The sequence below is a fragment of the Streptomyces sp. NPDC051664 genome, assembly GCF_044453545.1.
GTDB lineage: Bacteria > Actinomycetota > Actinomycetes > Streptomycetales > Streptomycetaceae > Streptomyces.
In genome coordinates this window covers 1-21282 of the sequence record NZ_JBITCU010000058.1, presented here as the reverse complement: position 1 = coordinate 21282, position 21282 = coordinate 1, and the positions used below count along the sequence as shown (strand labels likewise).

Below are 21282 nucleotides of genomic sequence, written 5' to 3'. Positions count from 1 at the left end.
CCCAGTATTTCGCGAAGGAGATGAGGGCATGACCCTCCGCTGGGGCTTCATCTCCGACAACCGGGCCGACTTCGGCGTGCAGCGGATATGCCGGGAAGGGAACGTACGGAGTGCGGCGTGTCCATGCTGAGCTGCGGGGCTTCGGACACACGGTGAACCGCAAGCGCGTCGAGCGGCTCATGCGCAAGCACGGCCTGGAGGGCCTCCATCTGCGGCGCCGTAAACGCACCACGGTCCCGGACCGCCTCGCACCGCCTGCCCTGGACCTCGTCCAACGTGACTTCTCCGCCAGGCAGCTGGACGAGAAGTGGTGCGGTGACATCACGTATGTGCAGGTCGGCGGGGCGTGGCTGTATCTCGCCTGCGTCCTGGACATCTGCTCACGCCGGGTGCTCGGCTACTCGATGGCCACCCATATGCGGGCCGAGCTGGTCATCGACGCCCTCAAGATGGCGGTGGCGGCCCGCGGCGGCCACGTGAGCGAGCCGAATCAGCTGTGCGGGCGCCAGTAACAGCGTGTCCACCACTCAGAGGGGGCCCCAAGAGAGAGTCAGCCAAGGTGACGCTCTATCTGACCACCCCTCGTCGCCAATGGTCAAATTGCCTGTGCCCCTCGGATGGCAGCGGAGCCGAATGCGTGAACCGTCTCCTCATCACGCATCCAGTCCCGGTGGGAATGGAGCAAATCACGGCGAATCCGCACCTCGATCGCGTCCCCCGACACCCGGTCCTCGTCCGGTGCGATCTCCATTAGAAGGACTACCGGACGGGCCGCCTGGATGACGTCCAGAACCTTGAACCGGGTTTCAGGAAGGAAGAATACCTGCTGGGGAACAGTCGGTTGCAAAAATGCCGTCCGCCTCGCTGTACGCGACCAGATAACAACATCCGTGTCGCCTTCGTGCCCGGAGCAACCAGTTATGGATGCACAGAAAGGCATCGGTTCCGCGAATACCTCGTTCCTCACGTAGCTATGCATCCCCGCGACACCGAGCTGCACCCGCGCCGCTACGGCCCCGGTATGTGAAGGAAGCCGCGACAGCGCTTGGGTTAGAGGAAAAGAGAGAGCAGGCCAACTTCCTGTGGCATTTTTCGGTCCCCCGTGCTGAACGCCAAGATATGTGGCCAGACTAACCAAATCAGCCACATCGTCATCACCAAATGCGAGACGACGGATTTCGGGCCTCTGCGCGAATACGTCTTGCACCATGGAAACTGCTCGCTCGTACAGGTGCTCCCATGCCTCGGGCAACCCCGCCCTCGCCAGGGCCTGGCGCGCGGCAGTGTCGACCGAAACGGACTCCGGAGGATGCGGCGCACGTCTGCCCACCGGCTGGTCTAGCTTCACCAGCGGGAGCTGCGTGGTGTCGTCCTCCTCTTCCGCTGGCAAAGGCACGACCAGCATACGAACGCTGGGCCGTAGAGTCCTGACCAGCCGACGTGCGATGGTATTGGCAGCATCGGTCAGAATCTGTTCGGCAGCGGGTTCACCGGTCACTACCATGAAGTCATGGGCCTGCCCGCTGCGCATGGCGTGAAGGGACGCGGGTGGTACAGGTCGTGACGGCGGGCGGACCCAGAGACCCCCAGGAACGACCTCCATGACGACATCCTCGGAATATCGGAACGTGCCCGGCTGGACCTCGATTACATCCCCCAATGGCCATTGGTGGGAGACGACTGTATGGTGCGGGGCTCGCTCCTCCGACGTCGGGTAGTACACGGACTCTCTACTGATGCGCGGATGCCCGAAGGAACCATCAGGCAGGACCGCGTACACCCCCTCGGGCATCTGCGCATGACGGCCGGCACCCCCTGCTGGTATCCCGTTGTACAGCCGGACCGGTACACCGATGGTATTGGCCAGTGCCTCGCCAAGGTCCTGATCTGCCGGTCCTGGCGGCGAGTACTGGATGAACCGGACGGCAGAGCGGACGCGTTGCGGAATTGACTCCCAGAAGGCGGCGATCTCTGTTCGGCTGATGAGTGGGACTCCGGGCACACCGACGACCACTGTGAGCACGTCATCGGCAACAGTCAGATTCGACAAGAGTCGGTCCCGATGTATTGCCAGCTGCTGCGGCGACATCCAGGCGGCGTGAAGCCACATGCCTGTAGGTATGGGCTCCGCGATGGTGGCACCGCTCAACGGTTGCGGCTCATCAGGCATGGTGGCATCCCACGACGGCCTTGGAAAGCGGCGCGAGACGGGAATTTCTCCCGTCTGCGTGTCGTAGCGTACCCAGCCTCTTCCTCGCTCAGCTGGGATGAACAGCCTACCGCCTGCCGCCGACCGAGGATGGCCTTCCGCGACCACGACCGTCCGGTTCAGAGCCTCGGCCAACCACCAGCCCGCAGTGGAGACGCCATAGCTGGGCTGGCGACCGAATACAATGCGGAGCGCACCCGCCCCCGGCGGGAGCGCGTCAGCAAGCATTTCCAGCCCGTCAATACCAACGTCCGTAGGAAGATCTGCGACGACCACATCGTTCCCCGGGTCTTCGGCCAGACCCGCCGCGAAGAGGCGAGAGCGCTCATTGAGATGCCCTTTAGAGTGCACCAACCAGCTAGTACCGGCCCGAAGACGGGTCAGCCGTGCATCTTGGGTCGTTTGATCGTTATGCACGCCGTAGCCCTGCGAGGCTAGACGGCCGTGAGGTTGAAAAGTCACTACAGGCTGCCCGTCTGCCAAAGAGGGGTGCTTCGCGTCTTGATGACGACTTTCCCATCGGCTTGCAGAGTAAGGGCGCCGCTGCCGTGACCCTCCGTGTGTGTTGCCCATATAGCGGTTGAATTATCGTCGTAAACAGTCAGGTTGCCAGCGCTCTGGAAAACTGGCTGGCGCCCCTCACTTCCGGTACCGGCGGACCAGACCACGACACCCTCAGCGTCGCTTTCCACTAGATCGCCATCCGAAGGCAGCATCAAACTGACGCGTCCGTTGGTCACTGAGTCGCCACGGTGTAGGAGGTACGTGGTGTGCACGGTTGTTGGGACTACGGTTACCGCACGAGGGGGCGCGCTCGTGGAACCGGTGGGCATGGTGGCCGGGCCGGAGGTCGCCACACGTGGTCCCCACAGCAGCGTGAATCGCTGTATGGGAAGGGGATTGCCCATAGCAGTTGAGGCGTGGCTGGGAGGCAAGTGCGGCGACTTCAGCGAAGACTTCGACGAGTTCGGCGAGACAGATTTGGCGGGACCATCCGAGTTGCGTGAGGTGAGTGTGGTTGATGAATCCCCCGATCCGGGTACAGCATGGGCTGTCTGTCCGATCAAGGACGACGAACCTGAGTCCGATGAAATACGGCTCTCCGCCATGACAAGGGAGCCAGCAACTCCAAGGACGAAGATCTCAGTTCCTTGCAGAAGGGTCCTGATTCGCTTGTCTGCGAGCCGTCCACCCGTCTCGGCAGACAGGTCACGCATCATCGCGGCCGGACTCGGTTCCTCAGGCACGTCGACCCCAGACCGCCGCCACGGTACGACGTCATCCCAGATTGCACCGCCTCGCCCCATCGTTGAGCGCGCAGCTCCGTGATGGTCCGTCTCTGCCAGTGCATCGTCATAGCGGCCGACCCGACCGTCTATCATGTGCTGCCTTCCCTTGCACCGCGAGCTCAATACACCTATTTTCCAGGCGCGACGATTGTCGTGTGCCCACTCCTCGCGTGGATCTGCACACGCTTCGAGAATGATCTCGTAGTTGGGCGAATCCGGTCACAAATTGCCTCAAGGCGCCATCTTTTCTTCTCCTTTTGACAGCTTCTGACTGGCTGCGGGCGATGTATCGGCCAGAAATCAACCTGCCACTTCACCTTCCATTGAGACGGTGTCCTATATGCTCGTTGGTCGCTGGGCTGTGGGAGATCGTGAAGTCCTTGTTGCCACCGGCCCGCGTGAGGCCGCAGGGTGGCAGAGACGTGAACATCGACGACGAGGTGGTATTTGCCGCGATCGTCTACGTGCTGGTGAGCGGGTGTGCCTGGTGGGCCTTGCCTTCGTGCTTCGGGGCGTGGAAGCCGACCGTGCACCGTCGGTTTAGGGCTACCGCAAACTCAACCACCGATACGAGCGACCTCCAGGCAACCACCTCGGCCTCACAGCCGACCACTGTTACGACAACGCTTCGGGACCACGGCCCCTTCGACGGACCACGCCGTAGTGGACGTGCAAGGTGTCAAAGGTTCCGGACGGTGCGTGCGAACGCTTCGATCTCGCGTCGCAGCTCTGGCGAGGGGCCCGCCGCCGTCTGGTGACCGAAGAGACCGCTACCCGGCCGGGCGCAGTCAGCGGGCCGAGCCTGAAGGTGAGTTCTTAGAGCTCGTAACAGGATCTTGCTGAAGTGGCCTGGTCGGCCGTGACCGGTGTGACGATTCGACCGTTCGGGAGTGTGTGAGTACTCGCCGGTGGATCGTGGACGACGACTTGTGGTTGCTGATCGAGCCGTTGCTGCCGCCTTGGCCGGAGCGGTCACCGGGGCCGGTGCCGGACTGGCTGTGCCTGCAGGGGATCCTGTACGTGCTCTGCAACGACCTCGCCTGGCAACTGCTCCCGCTGGAGCTGGGGTTCGGCTCCGGACAGACGTGCTGGAGGCGACTGGAGCGGTGGCAGAAGGCCGGCGTCTTCGACCAGCTCCACCGCATCCTGCTCGCCGAGCTCAATGCAGCCGGCCAGCTCGACTGGTCCCGGGCATGCATGGATGGCTCCCACATCCGCGCGAAAAAGGGGGCGCCGACACCGGTCCGTCGCCGGTCGACCGGCGGAAGACGGGCAGCAAACACCACCTGATCTGCGACGGACGCGGCACCCCACTCAAGGTCATCACCACTGCAGCGAACGTCAACGACGTCACCCAGACCCTCGCCCTGGTCGACGGCATCCCGCCCGTCGCGGGCAGGCCCGGCCGGCCCCGCCGACGCCCAGAAGCCCTGCTCAGCGACAAGGGCTACGACTCGAACCCGAACCGCGATGAGCTGCGCAAACGCCGGATCCTGCCCGTCATCTCCCGCAAGGGCTGCCCGAACATCAAAGACATGGGCAAGCTCCGCTACGTCGTCGAGCAGACCTTCGCCCTGCTCCACCAGTTCAAACGACTCGCCGTCCGCTGGGAACGCCGCACCGAACTCCACGACGCCTTCGTCTCCCTCGCCTGCAGCCTCATCTGCTGGCGCCGGCTCAAGAAGGCCCACTCATGATCCTGTTACGAGCTCTAAGGGTGGAGGCGCCCCGGTCAGGCAACCCACACTTACCCAAAACTTGCCAGCGAGCGATACTTTCGCTCTATCATTTGAGCCATGACACGGAGAGTAGTAACTACGTACACTGACGATCTAACGGGTGAAGAGTCTTCCGAGATCAACACCTACACCATTCTTGTCAATGGGGCGGGCGTCGAAATCGACCTCACTCCAGAGAGCCACGACACACTCATGGAAGCCCTTCACCCCTTCCTGCACGCCAATGGAGCGCGACGTGTCCGCAGCCCGCAACTAGGACGGACGGCGACGCCCTCTGCCTCGCGTACCGATGCGCCGGCCGTGCGAGCCTGGGCGAGACGCAACGAATATGGGGTAAGCGCCCGTGGGCGCATCCCGCGTAACGTGCACGATGCTTATGAAAAGGCGACCGAGTCCGAAAAGTGATTGAGACAAGACTTTCCGTATAGCCCCAGATGCACGTGTAGTAGTCACAGTCTGCATTTATCGGCCGAGAGCTCGCCGTATCGGGGCCATGATCGCCCAAAACTACTAAAATGCTGTTGCGAACAGGCCTACGACCTGCCGGGGCGTCGTACCACTCGGCAGGTTCAGCCCACGGCATCTTTGACCGTAGCCAGAACCAGCCATGAATCACTACTGCCGTGCTTCGCGAAAAAGAACCGTCTCGGAATTCACAACAAGCCTGCACGAATGACATAGGCAACAGCGTGCGTACGATTGCTGACGCCAAGGTTATTGATGATGCCGTGGATTATGCTCTTGATCGTGCGTTCAGAGTAGTTGAGTTGCCGCGCGATTTGAGTTGTGTCGAGGCCGTCGGCCAGCAGCCCGAGAACCGTAGTCTCCCGGGCATTGAGTCCTAGACGCCCGCCGGGGCCGACACGTTCAAGTCGCCGCACATACCTTATGAGGGGACCCAGCAAGGCGGGAGGGACAGCCGCATGCCCTGAACTGACCGAGACCACGGCCTGCACGATGTCCTTGTAGGTGGCCTTTTCACGTTGCAGGATTCCCACAACGCCTAGGCCCACTGCCCTGACCAAACGAGGTTCGGACATATCGGTCGCAACTAGAACAACGTGCAGGTCGGATAGCCCATCGATAGCGCGTTCGATCTCCGCCAGCGTCTGATCGACTACCTCGCCAGCGAGCACCAATAGGACGTCGACAGCTCCGCCGCTCCCCGAGGGGAGGATGCTGACCTCAGGATAATCGCGGAGGGCTGACACCGTCCCTTCGTAGGTAAGCGGATCATCGGTCAGCACCGAAAGGGTGATCGCCTTGCTGGGGCAGTCATCGCTCTTGCTATCGGCGCGCGGGGCAGGTACACCAGTTTTGCTCATTTCCGCCACAGGCGGGAAATCCAATCTGACTCGCGAGTTGACTGCCGTCCTGCGTTCGAATGTGAGTTCCATTCATCCTCTTCATGGCTTGGCAGGGCGCCGCCGATGCTTGGGCGGTGTAAAATTTCCCGCTGCACCACGTAGTTGCTGCCGCCAAAAAATTTCATCCACCAGCTACGGGCGTAACAATTCATTTACAATGCGTTCGCTAGGGGCTCCGCGCACGCCAGTACCACGAAACACGGAATCCTTCGGCTGAGCATCTAGCAGTTCTGTCACATCAGGAAGGGATCCGTATCGCTCTTTTCATAATGCGAGTCTGCGCCGAACAGAGATGACTCATCGACGTGCCGCTAACACGTTCTGACTACCTCGGAAATTCCCGCTTTCCGTGACAAAGTGTGCAAGTTGCATTTCTGTCTAAGCTTCGCGAGCCCAGCAGCAATAACGCGAACACGCATCTTTGTTCCGATACGCGTTACCTAGGCTCGGCACGCAGACAGATCTGTCCGTTGCACAAATATCAACAGACCCGTCAGGCGATGTCAAGGCGTGCCGAGACTGGGCGATGACCTGCCCCTGACACACCATCCAGAAGCCTCAACCTTCGGGCCGGGAATACCCCTGTGAGCCGACCGCCAGAGTTTGAACTCAGCATGTGCCGGGTTGTCCCGCCCTCCGCTTCGACCCTGGCGAGGCGCCCCACTCAAGGGGGCGTGAAGCGGCTCTGCAGCATCCTCGGTGTCGCCCGCTCGAGCTTCTACTACTGGCGGCGGACTGCCGCGGACCGGGCTGCCCGGCAGGCGGCCGACGCGAAGTTGGCCGCCCGGATACGGGCGGTGCACCTCGAATCGGACGGCGCTTACGGAGCCCCAAGGATCACCGCCGAGCTCCGCGAGACGAGCGGTGATGTGGTCAACCACAAGCGGGTCGCCAGGATCATGCGGGTGTCCGGGATCGAAGGGGTCCGGTTGCGCCGCCGGCACCGCACCACCGTCCCCGACCCCGCCGCCGCGAAGGTCCCGGACCTGATCGGCCGCGACTTCACCGCCACCGAGATCAACACCAAGTACGTCGGCGACATCACGTATCTGCCGCTGAGCGGCGGGACGTTCCGCTACCTGACGACCGTGGTCGACCTCGCCTCGCGGCGCCTGGCGGGATGGGCGATCGCCGACCGCATGCGGGCCGACCTCGTCATCGACGCTCTGCATGCGGCCGAACGGACCCGGGGCAGTCTCGGGGGCGCCGTGTTCCACAGCGATCACGGAGCGCAGCTTGGATTCAATTGGTCGTCGCAACGCCAGTTTCCTGGAGAGATAGTAGGTGCTCGTTGAGGGCTTCGGCGGGTGTCTTCCATCCGAGGGTCTTGCGGGGTCTGTTGTTGAGTGCCTGTTTCTGAACCCCGCAGCAGCAGGTCAGAGGCTACGAGTCCGGAATGGGAGCTTTCCGCAAGCGTTCGGGGAGCGGTCACTGTGACCGCTCCCCGAACGGAAGCTCTGAGACTGATGTGACGGAAGAGCGAGGGGCAACGACGCTGACCACCAACGCCACCGGGAGCCCGCCGAGGATCGTCAGAACCTTGATCATCCTCAAGACCTCCATGGAGGTCTTGGCCCAGGGCCCTACCTGATTTCAGGGTACCGAGCGCTCGCGTCCGAGGGTTCAGAAACAGGCACTGAGGGTGGCGGCGACGGCTTGGAGTTCGTCGGTGCCCCAACGCGACAGGTCCGTGCCTTTGGGAAAGTACTGACGCAGCAGACCGTTCGTGTTCTCGTTGGTGCCTCGCTGCCAGGGGCTGTGGGGATCGGCGAAGTAGACCTGGAGACCGGCGTCGATGCGGAGTTGGGCGTGTTGGGCCAGTTCCGTGCCGCGGTCCCAGGTCAGTGACCTGCGTAGTTGCTCGGGCAGCGTGGTGATGGTGGCGGTGATCGCGTCCTTGACGGCCTCGGCGCCGCGGCCGGCCAGCGCGGGCCCGTTCTTGGTGCGCGGTTCGGTGCCGAAGCCCTCCGTCCGGGGCAGGTGCAGGAGCATCGTGAACCGCGTGCTGCGCTCAACCAGCGTGCCGATCGCGGACCGGCCGGTCCCGATGATGAGGTCACCTTCCCAGTGCCCCGGGACAGCGCGGTCTTCGGCCTCGGCGGGCCGCTCACTGATCAGCACGTCGGCAGTGACGTGGCCACGGACGCTCTGCCTGGTGCGCTCTCGCGGGACGCGCAGTGACCGCCCGGTGCGCAGGCAGGCGACCAGCTCGCGCTTGAGTGCCCCGCGTCCTTGCACGTAGAGGGCCTGGTAGATCGCTTCCGGGGAGATGCGCGCATGGACTCATCTTCGGGGAAGTCCACCTTGAGCCGCTGCGATATCTGCTCCGGGCTCCACGCGGTCGCCCAGCGCCGGTCCTGCCGACGGGGCTTGTCCCTGCCCTGCCACGGCCGCACCTGCGGCCCCTCGACGACCTGGCCGCGCGCGGCATGGACGACAGTCCCGGCCAGCCGGTCCTGAACGTAGTCGTGGAGGCGTTGGTTGATCACCAGCTTCGCCGTCTTCGGCCTCTGTGCGCGCCGCTCGGCGTGCCACTGCGCCAGCGAGGCCCGGTACTCCAGGCGATAGGTCCGGGTGGACGCGTTGCGCCGCAGCTCCCGCGAGACCGTCGAGGGCGAACGGCCCAGATGCCTCGCGATCGCACGCACGCCGAAGTCCTGGGCACGCAGCAGGGCGATCTCCTCCCGCTCGGAAAAGGACAGGTAGCGGCCCGACGCAGTCGGGGCAAGGCACGGATTCACGCCGCCAGCATGCCGAAACCACCGCGTGCCCACGGCCGGGGAAACCCCGATCACCACCGCGGCGTCCACCGAGCTCAGCCCCCGCGCGATGGCCTGCCAGAACCGGACGCGATCCTCACGCCACGCGACACTCGGCCGACCCGGCGAGGGCATCTGCCCGCGGTACTGCCTGACTGCCCGCTGCCGATCCAGCACACCCACCCGCAAACCTCCAGCTCAAGAGGTGTTGCGACGACCAATTGAATACGCCCTGGGACCCGGCGTCGGAGTGGAACACGGATCCCGGGTCTTCGCCGGCCTCTGCGACCAACACGGGGTCACACGGTCGATGGGCGCGGTCGGCACCAGCGCCGACAACGCAGCCTGCGAAAGCTTCCACGCCTCCCTGAAACGCGAGACCCTCCAGAGCGCCCACGACTACGGCGACACCGACACCTGCCGCCGGACCGCCTTCGCCTGACCCGCTACAACACCCGCCGCCGGCACTCCGCCAACGGCCACCTCAGCCCCAACGAATACGAACACCGACACCACACCGCTAAACTCACGCTCGCCGCGTGATCAATAACCGCGTGCCCACCTTCACGAGGTAAGGCCCCTGTCCCGTATCAGTGAGAGGCTGGAGGCATTACTCCGGTGGCAGGGCGGGGTCTGATGCGACCTTGCATGGCCTTCTGGAGGTTGGAATGTCGCCCGGCATCGGAAGCCAGGGGGCGAAATCATCGACCCCGAGCACCTTGGGAACTTCCCAGTAGCCCGACACTGGTCACCACAGCCTCAGGCCGTAACACTGCATAGTGCGGTGCGGTCCGTTGGCTCTCCCAGGGGCCACGCGAGCCTGAATTTTGAAAGTGGAGCGGTAGCGGACGTTGCTTTTTCTCGGCCACGTAGGAGTCTCAACCTGACCGCGCAATCACATTGACAGTTGCGGGCGGTGGGAAATCCTAGCGCCCCGACCTTTCAGAGAGTTACTTCCGCCAGACGCTTCCACTGAGTGAGGGGCACTGTTTCGTGCCCGGACGTCAGCACCTGCACAGCAACGTGGTCTGCGCCCGCGGCATGGAAATCGTGAATCCGGCGCCGGATTTCCTCGTCATTGCCCCAGATAACCAGAGAGTCAACGAGCTGGTCGCTGCCCGCGTCCTGGAAGTCCTCGTCGTCGAAGCCGAGCCGCTTGAGATTAACGATGTAGTTCGGGAGCTGCAGGTAGTAGCGCAGGAACTCCCTGGCGATTGGACGGGCGCGTTCGGCTCGGTGCTCCAGCACTACACCGACTTCGGGCGCCAGCAAGGGCTCGGCGCCAAGGATCTCGCGAGCGGCGGCCGTGAACTCCGGGGTGACGAGGTAGGGGATCGCGCCAGCCGCCCGGTCACGGGATAGCTCGAGCATCTTCGGGCCGAGGGCGGCCAGTACCCGCGCACGAGGGGTGACCGGGTGGTCGGCGGAGTCGAGGCCGTCGAGGTATTGCTGCATGGCGGAGTAGGGGCGGCGGTAGGCGGGGGTCAGCTCAGCGTGACTTGCGCCGAGTCCCAGAAGGAAGCGTCCAGGATGTGTGGAGTTGAGTCTCGCGCGGTCCTCGGCGACAACGCTGGCCGGGCGGTGCCAGATGTTCGTGATGCCGGTCGCTACCACGATGCGTGATGTCGCCGTCACGAGCCGTTCGGCGTGTCTGACATCGCTGTTGCCGCCCAGCCAGATGGCACCGAAGCCAAGGTGCTCGAGCATTCCAGCAGCCTCCAGCAGCGTCGGCGTCAGGGCAGGGTCCTCTGCCCGGAGTTCGTGGGTGAAGATGCCGACGTGGCCAATAGCGTTCTTGAAAGTCATGGCAATCTCTCTGCTTTGGTCGAGGCGGCGAAGACCTCCTCCTACACCCGATTGCGGGGCGATAGAGGAGGTCTCCTTCGCGGGCGGTGGCTATCGAACCGGCTACTCGGTTGCGGCCGCGTAGATCAAGTCTTTAACAGGCTCGAGGACGAACACCGGTATCTCACGACCGGCGGTCTTCCGGTACTCGGGGAAGTCCGGGTAGGCGGCGTCCGCGCGCTTCCACCACTCCTCCTTTTCGTCTCCCGAAAGCTCGCGGGCGAGCATGTCCTGCTTGACTGCGCCGTCCTGGAGCTCTACCAGCGGGTGGCCAGCAACGTTTCGGTACCAGGCCGGCTCTGGACCGCCGCCGTTCGAAGCAACGACCGCATAGGTACCGTTTTGCTCGACGCGCATCAAGGGCATCTTGCGGAGCTTCCCGGACTTGGCGCCCTTGGTGGTGAGAATGATGACTGGGAGGTCAAGAAAGGTGCCCCCCTCGACACCGTTGGTGGCTTCGTAGGCTGCGACCTGGTCGCGGACCCATTCCACTGAGCTCGGCTCGTACTCGCCGTGCAGAGGCATGTGCTGTCTCCTGAGGTAGGTGTGTCCGGTGAACCGCGGCGATTAACCGGCGTCTGGTTCTTCTGCGAAGATGATCGACGGGTGCGGGAAAGGGATTGCCATGCATGTCCGCTACTGATGACCTTGTCAGGCGGTACGCGTCCCATAAGGAGGACAAGTGGCCAGTCCGCCTCACGATAGTTGCACACGCGCCAATCATGCAAGCGCACATTTCCTCCGTGTGCGCGTAGGATGTGTCATGCATCTGTCGCTCGGAAACAGAAGGAGACGTTTCATGACAGTCGCCGATCCCCAGCTCGCAGGTTTGACCCATGGTTGGTTCGCATTGTCGGTCCTCCATGACCGTATCGAGGCGCATGTCGAACGTGTCCTGCAAGTGTCCTTCGAGCTGAGCGTTCGCGAGTACGCCCTTCTGGAAGTCCTGAGTCGGCAGGACAGCAGCGAGGGGGGGCACCTGCGGATGGCGCAAGTGGCTGAGGCCGTCGGGTTGAGTCAAAGTGCAACAACGCGTCTAGTTACCCGGATGGAAAGCCGTGGCTTCCTGTCGCGCTACCTGTGTCCTACCGATAGGCGCGGAATCTACACAGACGTAAGCGAAGCAGGGCTCTTGCTGGTCGCTCAAGCTCGGCCGATCAACGAGGGGGCCCTGAGAGAGGCATTGGGCATAGCGGCCGAGGATCCTCAACTTGCTCGGTTGGTTCATGCGGTGATCTCGGTTATCTCACCCGACAGCGCTCTCGGCACCGAGAGGCTCGCCTGACTCTTACATGGACGGCCGACCGTGGCTCGCGAGCGAGTAAAAGGCAGATGACATTCCGCCAGTGCCCAGTGAAGTGAGAGCCGCGTCATCGACCTCATGTCGAACGGGGAAGGCAATAGCGCAGAGTCAGCGGACGATCAAAAAGTCATCTTCCCGCCGTGCTGGCCGTGGGCTCGGTGGCGAGGCGGGATACCCAACAGCGACAGCCCCCATAGGGTCCCAATCGGCGGGGAGCCCGAGCACCTCACGCACCTTGTCCCGGCAGAACATCGTGGAGGACACCCACGCTGAGCCGAGGCCTTCGCCAGCCAGCGTGACGAGGAGGTTCTGTACCCCCGCGCCCATAGCTACGACGAACATCTCACGTTCGGCATTGTTGCGCCGCTCGTCGGGATAGGTATGCGCTCCTTCTGCCACGAGACAAGGGACAACCAAATAGGGGGCCTTCCGTAGTACGTCGCCACGTTGAATCCGCTTTGCGATTGATGCTAGAGGCTTGCCGTCCATCCGCAGGTCCTGCTCCCATGTGTCTCGCATGGCGTCGAGCAGTCGACCCCGGATATCAGCGGATTCCAGCAGCACAAACCTCCAGGGCGTCGTGTGGTGCGGTGCGGGCGCCGTGATAGCCGCGGCCACTGCACGCCGTACCGCGGCGCCGTTGACTGGTGCGTCAGTGAACTCGCGCACGGTCCTGCGCTGGGTGACGGCTTCACGCAGAGCTTCGGAGGTGCCCAGGCGAAACATGTCGTCCGTTGCCGGACGGACCAGGGCTCGAGCTCCAAGGCTTGAGGGGTCGACGGTATGAGGCAAGCCTCTCACCACTGCGACGGGCAGGCCTGCTGCCTTTCCTTTTACCAGGTCGGCGGCGCCTGCCAGTTCGTCGGCGGTGGCAACGATCGTTGCCGAGAGCATGTTGCCATGGGCGTCATGGCCGCCCCGGAGGTCGTCGAGTACGCGCAAGCTGGCGGCGCCGATAGCGATGTCGACCAGCCCGTTGCGCCAGGGGCGCCCTGATGTATCGGTGATTACCACCGCGACGTCGACCCCCAGTTCCGTCTTCAGCCCGTCGCGAAGTGCGCGCGCCGAGGCATCGGGGTCTTCCGGGAGCAGCAGGGCCGTTCCCAAGGGGGTGTTGGACGCGTCGACTCCGGCAGCGGCCATCACGAGGCCGAGATGATTCTCTACGATGCGCAGTCCGCCCCGGCGGGCAACCACCCGTACGGTCTCAGCATCGATGGAGGCCTCGCGATCGCCTGCGGCGACCACACGGCCCTCGGCCTTGCTGACGATCTTCGACGTCACCATGAGGACGTCGCCGTCTGCCAAACCCGGCAGTCCCTTGGCGGTGGCCGCACATGAGATCAGCTTCACCAGGTCGTCACCTTCGTTGATCTCCGGGACAGCCGGGACGGCCCAGACCTGGAATGCGGGCAGTGTAACGTTTTCGACAGTCATGCTCGGATCTCCTCGGCTAGGGACAGCGCTTGGCGGGCCATCTCGACGGTGGCTTCTTGATCGCTCATCATTAGAGGGACGGCGTGGCATCGGATGCCCGGATGCCTGCGGACTCCACACGGCTCACCTCCCCGACATCCATGGGGTCGACCAGCCTCCCGTCGAGGATCCCGCTGCCGTAGTAGTGCGCCACGGCGGCGGAAGATGTCTCCACACCGATCGCGCTAAGCACATTGTCGGCAAATCCGCGAACGGGCGAGCCCTCGACGATCGGCGACAAGCCCACCACCGGCACTTGGGCATCTGTGAGCGCCTTGCGGATGCCGGGGACGGAGAGGATGGTGCCAATACGCACTTCTGGGTTGGAGGGGGGAACAGCACGACATCTGCTGAGGCAATTGACTCCAGCACTCCTGGCGCCGGCTTTGCCCGCTCGGCTCCGACGGGAATCACAGCTTCGGCTGGCACGGATGTGTGCAGGCGCACCCAGTATTCCTGGAAATGCATGAGCTTGCAGGCCGGCGTGCCTGTATTGGATTGCGGGACTGACACGGCCACACGTGTCTCGACCCGGTCATCCGTCATCGGGAGCAAACGGACTCCTGGCTTCCAACGTGCGCACAGAATGTCGGTTACCTCGCTCAGCGGGGAGCCGACCGCGAGCATCTGTGTACGGGCGATGTGGGTGGCGAACTCCTGGTCGCCCAGAGTAAACCAATCCGGGCTTGCCCCGTAGGCAGCCAGCTCGTCCTTGACTCGGAATGTGTCATCGCCCCGGCCCCAGCCCTGGGTCTCGTTGATGCCGCCGCCGAGGGTGTACATCACGGTGTCCAGGTCGGGACACACCCTGAGCCCGAACAGGTCGACGTCTTCCCCGGTGTTGACGATCACCGTGATGGCCGTTCTCGGGTCGCGAGCTGCCGCCCCCTGGAGGCCCGGAGGAAACGAGCCCCTCCGACGCCACCGGCGAGTACCACCATGTGCATATTTCCCAGTCTTCCTGTGCTGCGCACCGAGACCCCCGCACCATGGCGACAGGGGTGTTAGCGGGTGCCCGTTCGGGCGAGTTGGTGCCAGGAGTGCGGTGAATCACTGCGTCTACGGAACCATTTTACATGCATGTGCAATTATTGTAGGAGAGCATAGAGCGCGCTAGCGTGATGATGGCAGGCTGGCAAGCGTCAGGCTCTGTCTTCTCGGAAGAGCTGCTGCCTAGCGATCCAGCACCCTGGCACAGCCACACCTGTCGCCTGATCATGCAGAACACGTGCGCGTCCGACGGGCCTCCGACCCTCGGCTGCCAGCACACGAAAGGTGTCAAGCAGAAAGTGAAACCAGCTGTGGCTCACACAACAATCGATAGGGCGGAATCTTCCGGCCATGCCCCCGGCCGACAGACGAATCCGGCGTCACCGCTGCGTTCCTGGCTGGCGGTGCTGGCGGTCGCCGCGGGCAGCTTCAATCTGGTCACAAACGAGTTCTTGCCCGTCGGACTGCTCAGCGACATCCACCGCGAGCTGAACGTTACCGAAGGAACCGCCGGCGCCATGGTCACCGCGCCGGGCATCATCGCCGCGATCTCGGCCCCCCTGCTGCCGGTCGCGCTCCGCCGACTTGACCGCCGATACGCGCTCCTTGGCCTCAGTCTGGTCTTCGTCCTGGCGGATGCGCTCGCTGCCATAGCCCCCAACTTTCCCACCATGATTCTCGCCAGGGCCATCCTAGGCGTCGGTATCGGTGGGTTCTGGTCCGTGGCCATGGGACTGGGCGCTCGCTTGGTGTCCGAGCGTGGTGCTCAGAGGGCAACCGCCATCATTTTCGGCGGCATATCCATCGGCACAGTGGTGGGTGTCCCTGCTGGTCCCCTGCTCGGCCACCTCTTCGGGTGGCGAACAGCCTTCCTGGTAGTCGCCGCCCTCGGTCTAGTGCCGCTCGTTCTCCAATTCATCCTGCTGCCGCGTCTGCCCATTGAAAAGGCCCCACAGGTCCGCTCCCTCGGCCGTCTAGTGAAGAGCAGGCCGGCACGTTTGGCATTGCTGGCCACGTTGCTGATCGTTACCGCGCAGTTCTCCGCCTACACCTTCGTCGCCCCGTTCCTGCAGCGTTACGCCGGAGCTAGTTCGGGGAGGGTTAGCACCCTACTCCTAACGTTTGCTATCGCGGGAATCGTCGGCAACTTCGTCGCTGGATTCGCTCTCGGCAAGAGGCTGATGGGTACGGTCTACCTGATCATGTTCATGCTTGGACTGTCCGCTCTGGCCATGCCGTTGCTCGGCCAGTGGTCGCTCGGTGCGTTCGTCGTGCAAGCCGTCTGGGGGATTTCGTACGGAGCTGTTCCTGTAGCGATGCAGACCTGGCTCTTTACAGCAGATGAATCCGCGTCCAGCGAGAGCGGGTCGGGTATGTTCGTTGCCGCCTATCAATTCTCCATCGCCTTCGGCTCCTTCATGGGAGGCCGCGTGGTCGACATCTCCGGCGTCCGGAACGTGATGTATTTCGGCGGTGGTGTCGCGGTCGCAGCTGTGATTACCATCCCGTTGCTGTTGCATCGCGTGCGCAAGGCAACCTGAAAAGGAAGCCCGCTGACAGGCGGGATTTCCAGCCCGCGGAATCGCGTCACCCGCCTTCTAAGGCCTAGACCAGGCATGCCCTCCGCTCCTGGGCCTGTACTGCCAACGGCAACCGAAAACCACCAAAACGAACGAGTGTGCGAGGCCCGCATTCTCGCCACCCGGCAAAGCCGCGGAATTCACAGACCTCAATCTTTGCCACTCACCTCTATGGTTGAAATCATGACAGAAACGACATCGCCGACAGCTAACGCCATGCGACGCGCACTGCATCGCGCGGAGCGAGGCGTCACCCTCGACGCCAATGAGACCGCGGTGCTCCTGCAGGCCCGCGGTCATGATCTGACGAGACTCGCGGCGGCTGCCGCTCGGGTGCGGGATGCGGGGCTGGGTGCGGCGGGGCGCCCCGGGGTCATCACATACTCCCGTAAAGTCTTCATCCCCTTGACGCGCCTGTGCCGGGACAAGTGCCACTACTGCACCTTTGTCACGGTCCCCGGCAAGCTGCGCCGCGAGGGGCACGGGATGTTCATGTCGCCTGACGAAGTGCTGGAGATCGCCCGTCGCGGCGCCGAACTGGGTTGCAAGGAAGCGCTGTTCACCCTCGGAGACAAGCCCGAGGACCGCTGGCCCGAGGCACGCGAGTGGCTTGACGCCCACGGCTACGACGACACCATCGCGTACGTACGGGCCATGGCGATCCGCGTGCTGGAGGAGACCGGGCTGCTCCCACACCTCAACCTCGGGGTCATGAGCTGGAAGGACATCGCGCGGCTCAAGCCGGTCGCCCCCTCGATGGGCATGATGCTGGAGACGACGGCAACTCGGCTATGGAGCGATCCCGGTGGGCCGCACTACGGCTCGCCGGACAAGGACCCGGCCGTGCGGCTACGCGTGCTGGAGGACGCCGGGCGCTCCAATGTCCCCTTCACCAGTGGGCTCTTGATCGGAATCGGCGAGACGTATGACGAGCGGGCGGAGTCGCTGTTCGCGCTGCGCCGTGTTGCCCGTGCATATCACGGCATCCAGGAAGTAATCATTCAGAACTTCCGCGCCAAGCCCAACACTGTGATGCGCGGCATGCCGGATGCCGAACTCGACGAGCTCGCCGCCGCCATCGCCGCAGCCCGGCTCGTGCTCGGCCCCACTGCCCGCATCCAGGCACCGCCGAACCTGGTCGACGAGGAGTACGCCAAGCTCATCGCCGCCGGCATTGACGACTGGGGCGGCGTCTCTCCGTTGACTCCGGACCACGTCAACCCTGAGCGCCCCTGGCCGCAGATCGAGGAGCTGGCCGAGCGCTCAGCTGCTGCCGGCTTCGTGCTCCAGGAACGTCTCACTATCTACCCAGAGTTCATTACCCGCGGCGAACCCTGGTTGGACCCACGACTGCTACCACATGTGCAGGCGCTGGCTGATCCGAAGACTGGCCTGGCACGCAAGGACGCCGAGATGGTGGGTCGGCCGTGGCAAGAGCCGGAGGAGGCGTTCGTCTCGGCGGGCCGCACGGACCTGCACCGCACGATCGACACCGACGGCCGGACTGGGAATCGCAGGGACGACTTCGACGACGTTTACGGGGACTGGGGGGCTCTCCGCGAGCAGGCCGCGCCGGGTCTGGTACCGGACCGGATTGAGGCCGACGTCCGCACTGCGCTGGCCGTGGCTGCAGACGACCCGACGAAGTTGACCGACGCCGAGGCACTCGCGCTGCTACATGCCGACGGACCAGCGCTGGACGCGCTGTGCCGGATCGCAGACGATGTGCGACGCGACATGGTCGGCGACGAGGTGACCTATGTCGTCACGCGGAACATCAACTTCACCAACGTTTGCTACACCGGCTGCCGATTCTGCGCCTTCGCACAGCGCCGCACGGACGCCGACGCCTACACGCTGTCGCTCTCACAGGTTGCCGACCGAGCCGAGCAGGCATGGAAGGTCGGCGCGACCGAGGTGTGTATGCAAGGCGGCATCCACCCAGACCTGCCGGGCACCGCCTACTTCGACATCGCTCGCGCCGTCAAGGAACGCGTGCCCGGCATGCACGTGCACGCCTTTTCGCCGATGGAGGTTGTCAACGGCGTCACCCGCACCGGGATGCCCATCAGGGACTGGCTGCAGCAGGCCAAGGAGGCTGGCTTGGACTCCATTCCGGGCACCGCGGCGGAGATCTTGGACGACGAGGTCCGCTGGATCCTGACCAAGGGCAAGCTGCCTACCGCCACGTGGGTCGAGGTCGTCACCACCGCCCACCAACTGGGCATCCGCTCCTCCTCCACGATGATGTACGGCCATGTGGATCAGCCCCACCACTGGCTGGGCCACCTGCGTCTGCTCGCACAGATTCAGCAAGAGACCGGCGGTTTCACCGAGTTCGTGACGCTGCCCTTCATCCACACCAACGCGCCCGTCTACCTAGCTGGCATCGCTCGCCCCGGTCCCACTCAACGCGACAACCGTGCCGTGACCGCGATGGCCCGGCTACTGCTGCACCCGTACATCCCTAACATCCAGACCAGCTGGGTCAAGCTCGGAGCCGGCGGCGCCGCAGAGATGCTGCGCTCCGGTGCGAATGACCTAGGCGGCACGTTGATGGAGGAGACCATTTCCCGGATGGCGGGGTCGAGTTACGGCTCATACCGCTCCATCCGCGACCTGGTGGCCATCGCCGACGCGGCCGGCCGCCCAGCTCGGCAGCGTACGACTATGTACGGGCAGGTGTCCGCCGAGCGTGTCGAGGCTGGGCTCGCCTCGGACGGGCACCTCCCGAAGCTGCTGCCGGTGCTAGGACGTGTTTGAGATGTGGTCACAGCGCCTGCCGTATGAGGGTGAGTTGGACGGTCGACTCGTAGCGGACGGCGAGCTTGTCGTACCTGGTCGCAACGCCTCTTGCCTGCTTCAGAAGGCCGATCCGGCACTCGACTTTGTGCCTGCGCTTGTACATTTCGCGGTCGAAGCCGGGTGGACGGCCTCCGGCGGAACCGCGGCGGAGTCGGTGTCCGGCCTGGTCTCGCTTCTCCGGGATGGTGTGCGCGATCCCGCGTTTGCGCAGGTAGGAGCGAATCTGACGGGAGGAGTACGCCCGGTCGGCAAGCACATGTCCGGGCCGGGTGCGGGGGCGTCCACCGCTGATCCGGGGGACACGAATTCGGTCCATCACCTCCTCGAAGGCGGGCGCGTCGCCTCGTTGGCCGGCGGTGATGACGGCAGCGAGGACGTGGAAGGAGGCGTCGACGGCAAGGTGAATCTTGGTGGTCTTGTGTCCTGAACATGAAAGAGAGTTGGTAGTTGGGCAGCTTCTGGAAATGGTGCTGTGCGAGAGATGGAGGTTTGGCCCTTCGGAGTCGCCCTGTGGGGGGAGGCTCTAAGTGCCTGTTTCTGAACCCCGCAGCAGCAGGTCAGAGGCTACGAGTCCGGAATGGGAGCTTTCCGCAAGCGTTCGGGGAGCGGTCACTGTGACCGCTCCCCGAACGGAAGCTCTGAGACTGATGTGACGGAAGAGCGAGGGGCAACGACGCTGACCACCAACGCCACCGGGAGCCCGCCGAGGATCGTCAGAACCTTGATCATCCTCAAGACCTCCATGGAGGTCTTGGCCCAGGGCCCTACCTGATTTCAGGGTACCGAGCGCTCGCGTCCGAGGGTTCAGAAACAGGCACTAAACCGCCTCATGCTGCGTTGGCTGATTGTGTCCTGAACGTGAAAGGGAGCTGGTTGTAGGACGGTTTCCGGGATCGAGGGCCTTACCTCGTGAAGGTGGGCACGCGGTTATTGATCACGCGGCGAGCGTGAGTTTAGCGGTGTGGTGTCGGTGTTCGTATTCGTTGGGGCTGAGGTGGCCGTTGGCGGAGTGCCGGCGGCGGGTGTTGTAGCGGGTCAGGCGAAGGCGGTCCGGCGGCAGGTGTCGGTGTCGCCGTAGTCGTGGGCGCTCTGGAGGGTCTCGCGTTTCAGGGAGGCGTGGAAGCTTTCGCAGGCTGCGTTGTCGGCGCTGGTGCCGACCGCGCCCATCGACCGTGTGACCCCGTGTTGGTCGCAGAGGCCGGCGAAGACCCGGGATCCGTATTGCGCTCCGTGGTCGGAGTGGAACACGGCGCCGTCCAGACGTCCGCGGGTCGCGGCTGCCATTTGCAGTGCGTCGGCGACCAGGCTGGTGCGCATGTGGTTGGCGATGGACCAGCCGACGACCTTGCGGCTGAAGCAGTCCAGCACGGTCGCGAGATAGAGGAACTCCCCGCCTGCGAGCGGGAGATACGTGATGTCGCCCATGTATTTGCGCCCGGACTCGGTGGCGGTGAAGTCCCGCTGGAACAGGTCAGGGACGGGTGAGGCTGCCGGGTCCGGGACGGTGGTGCGCACGCGTCTGCGCAGGCGGATGCCGGTGATGGAGAACGTCCGCATGATCCGGGCGACCCGCTTCTCGTTGACCCGCCGCCCTTTCTCGCGGAGCTCGGCCGTTATTCGCGGGGAGCCGTAGGCACCACCGGACTCGCCGTGGACCTCGCGGATCTCCTCGGCCAGGATCCGGTCCTCCCGCTGCCGGGTGGCCCGGGCCTCGGCGCCGGCGAGCCACTTGTAGTAGCTGGACCGATTCACGTCCAGGACCTGGCAGAGCCGCTTCACCTCGTAGGTGGTCCGATGGTCGTCAACGAACTGGAAGCGGCCCCTCAGGAGCCGTAATTTATCTACTGCCGGATTCGAGGCAACGTCGCTGTTTCATGTGGTAGTTGGGTTGTTGTGACGATTCCGGGTGAAGTCCTGGCG

General features: G+C 63.9%; 12 protein-coding genes and 6 pseudogenes. 9 read left to right on the top strand and 9 right to left on the bottom strand.

What is annotated here, in order from left to right; translation table 11 throughout:
- Positions 1-479, top strand: a pseudogene (locus ACIA8E_RS40110) (IS3 family transposase); the annotation flags it as partial.
- Between the two features lie 116 nt (positions 480-595).
- Here ACIA8E_RS40110 and ACIA8E_RS40105 read toward each other — a convergent pair.
- Positions 596-2626 (bottom strand): hypothetical protein, encoded by a 2031-nt coding sequence (locus ACIA8E_RS40105; RefSeq protein ID WP_399306685.1) that lies wholly within the window; start codon positions 2624-2626, stop codon positions 596-598.
- 1195 nt (positions 2627-3821) lie between these two features.
- On the opposite strand from ACIA8E_RS40105, the pseudogene ACIA8E_RS40100 reads away from it, so the two are divergent.
- From ACIA8E_RS40100 to ACIA8E_RS40090, 3 genes and pseudogenes are all read left to right on the top strand, one after another.
- Positions 3822-4040, top strand: a pseudogene (locus tag ACIA8E_RS40100) (transposase); the annotation flags it as partial.
- Positions 4041-4410: 370 nt separating this feature from the next.
- Positions 4411-5195 (top strand): IS5 family transposase gene (locus ACIA8E_RS40095; protein WP_399306690.1). Its coding sequence is split into 2 segments (ribosomal slippage): positions 4411-4720 and positions 4720-5195, totalling 786 coding nucleotides; the frame shifts between segments, so codons are not numbered across the junction.
- A gap of 99 nt (positions 5196-5294) precedes the next feature.
- Positions 5295-5642 (top strand): Lsr2 family protein, encoded by a 348-nt coding sequence (locus ACIA8E_RS40090; protein ID WP_399306682.1) that lies wholly within the window; start codon positions 5295-5297, stop codon positions 5640-5642.
- 248 nt (positions 5643-5890) lie between these two features.
- On the opposite strand, the gene ACIA8E_RS40085 is transcribed toward ACIA8E_RS40090, so the two are convergent.
- Positions 5891-6634, bottom strand: a complete 744-nt coding sequence (locus tag ACIA8E_RS40085) for a LuxR C-terminal-related transcriptional regulator (protein WP_399306680.1) — start codon at positions 6632-6634, stop codon at positions 5891-5893.
- 644 nt (positions 6635-7278) lie between these two features.
- Between ACIA8E_RS40085 and ACIA8E_RS40080 the strand changes: the two are divergent.
- Positions 7279-7839 (top strand): annotated as a pseudogene (locus tag ACIA8E_RS40080) (IS3 family transposase); the annotation flags it as partial.
- A 400-nt stretch (positions 7840-8239) separates the two neighbouring features.
- Here ACIA8E_RS40080 and ACIA8E_RS40075 read toward each other — a convergent pair.
- A pseudogene (locus tag ACIA8E_RS40075) lies at positions 8240-9498 on the bottom strand (IS30 family transposase); the annotation flags it as partial.
- Between the two features lie 115 nt (positions 9499-9613).
- On the opposite strand from ACIA8E_RS40075, the gene ACIA8E_RS40070 reads away from it, so the two are divergent.
- On the top strand, positions 9614-9805 hold the full coding sequence (locus tag ACIA8E_RS40070) for a hypothetical protein (protein WP_399306678.1): 192 nt from the start codon (positions 9614-9616) through the stop codon (positions 9803-9805).
- A gap of 500 nt (positions 9806-10305) precedes the next feature.
- Here ACIA8E_RS40070 and ACIA8E_RS40065 read toward each other — a convergent pair whose 3' ends face one another.
- Both ACIA8E_RS40065 and ACIA8E_RS40060 read right to left on the bottom strand, forming a co-directional pair.
- Positions 10306-11169 (bottom strand): LLM class F420-dependent oxidoreductase, encoded by an 864-nt coding sequence (locus ACIA8E_RS40065; RefSeq protein WP_399306675.1) that lies wholly within the window; start codon positions 11167-11169, stop codon positions 10306-10308.
- Between the two features lie 102 nt (positions 11170-11271).
- Positions 11272-11733: a nitroreductase family deazaflavin-dependent oxidoreductase gene (locus ACIA8E_RS40060; RefSeq protein ID WP_399306672.1), complete on the bottom strand. Its 462-nt coding sequence runs from the start codon at positions 11731-11733 to the stop codon at positions 11272-11274.
- Positions 11734-12007: 274 nt separating this feature from the next.
- On the opposite strand from ACIA8E_RS40060, the gene ACIA8E_RS40055 reads away from it, so the two are divergent.
- On the top strand, positions 12008-12493 hold the full coding sequence (locus ACIA8E_RS40055; RefSeq protein ID WP_399306669.1) for a MarR family winged helix-turn-helix transcriptional regulator: 486 nt from the start codon (positions 12008-12010) through the stop codon (positions 12491-12493).
- A 126-nt stretch (positions 12494-12619) separates the two neighbouring features.
- Here the strand turns inward: ACIA8E_RS40055 and ACIA8E_RS40050 are convergent, their stop codons facing one another.
- Together ACIA8E_RS40050 and cofD are read right to left on the bottom strand one after the other, a co-directional pair.
- On the bottom strand, positions 12620-13948 hold the full coding sequence (locus tag ACIA8E_RS40050; RefSeq protein ID WP_399306666.1) for a coenzyme F420-0:L-glutamate ligase: 1329 nt from the start codon (positions 13946-13948) through the stop codon (positions 12620-12622).
- Positions 13945-14934 (bottom strand): annotated as a pseudogene (cofD, locus tag ACIA8E_RS40045) (2-phospho-L-lactate transferase). Before cofD ends, ACIA8E_RS40050 begins: the two are co-directional and overlap by 4 nt.
- 342 nt (positions 14935-15276) lie before the next feature.
- Here cofD and ACIA8E_RS40040 point away from each other — a divergent pair.
- Together ACIA8E_RS40040 and ACIA8E_RS40035 are read left to right on the top strand one after the other, a co-directional pair.
- Positions 15277-16518, top strand: coding sequence for an MFS transporter (locus ACIA8E_RS40040; protein WP_399306663.1), 1242 nt, complete (start codon positions 15277-15279; stop codon positions 16516-16518).
- A 210-nt stretch (positions 16519-16728) separates the two neighbouring features.
- Positions 16729-19320, top strand: coding sequence for a bifunctional FO biosynthesis protein CofGH (locus ACIA8E_RS40035; protein ID WP_399306660.1), 2592 nt, complete (start codon positions 16729-16731; stop codon positions 19318-19320).
- Between the two features lie 7 nt (positions 19321-19327).
- On the opposite strand, the pseudogene ACIA8E_RS40030 reads toward ACIA8E_RS40035, so the two are convergent.
- Together ACIA8E_RS40030 and ACIA8E_RS40025 are read right to left on the bottom strand one after the other, a co-directional pair.
- Positions 19328-19813: pseudogene (locus ACIA8E_RS40030) on the bottom strand (IS5 family transposase); the annotation flags it as partial.
- A gap of 584 nt (positions 19814-20397) precedes the next feature.
- Positions 20398-21189, bottom strand: a complete 792-nt coding sequence (locus tag ACIA8E_RS40025; RefSeq protein ID WP_399306687.1) for an IS3 family transposase — start codon at positions 21187-21189, stop codon at positions 20398-20400.
- Positions 21190-21282: the final 93 nt, after the last annotated feature.

Excerpts from the sequence above, each read along its gene's own strand:
- ACIA8E_RS40090 (WP_399306682.1), top strand. The coding sequence starts at position 5,295 with ATGACACGGAGAGTAGTAACTACGTACACTGACGATCTAACGGGTGAA.
- ACIA8E_RS40085 (WP_399306680.1), bottom strand. The coding sequence starts at position 6,634 with ATGGAACTCACATTCGAACGCAGGACGGCAGTCAACTCGCGAGTCAGA.
- ACIA8E_RS40065 (WP_399306675.1), bottom strand. The coding sequence starts at position 11,169 with ATGACTTTCAAGAACGCTATTGGCCACGTCGGCATCTTCACCCACGAA.
- ACIA8E_RS40060 (WP_399306672.1), bottom strand. The coding sequence starts at position 11,733 with ATGCCTCTGCACGGCGAGTACGAGCCGAGCTCAGTGGAATGGGTCCGC.
- ACIA8E_RS40055 (WP_399306669.1), top strand. The coding sequence starts at position 12,008 with ATGACAGTCGCCGATCCCCAGCTCGCAGGTTTGACCCATGGTTGGTTC.
- ACIA8E_RS40050 (WP_399306666.1), bottom strand. The coding sequence starts at position 13,948 with ATGACTGTCGAAAACGTTACACTGCCCGCATTCCAGGTCTGGGCCGTC.
- ACIA8E_RS40035 (WP_399306660.1), top strand. The coding sequence starts at position 16,729 with ATGGTTGAAATCATGACAGAAACGACATCGCCGACAGCTAACGCCATG.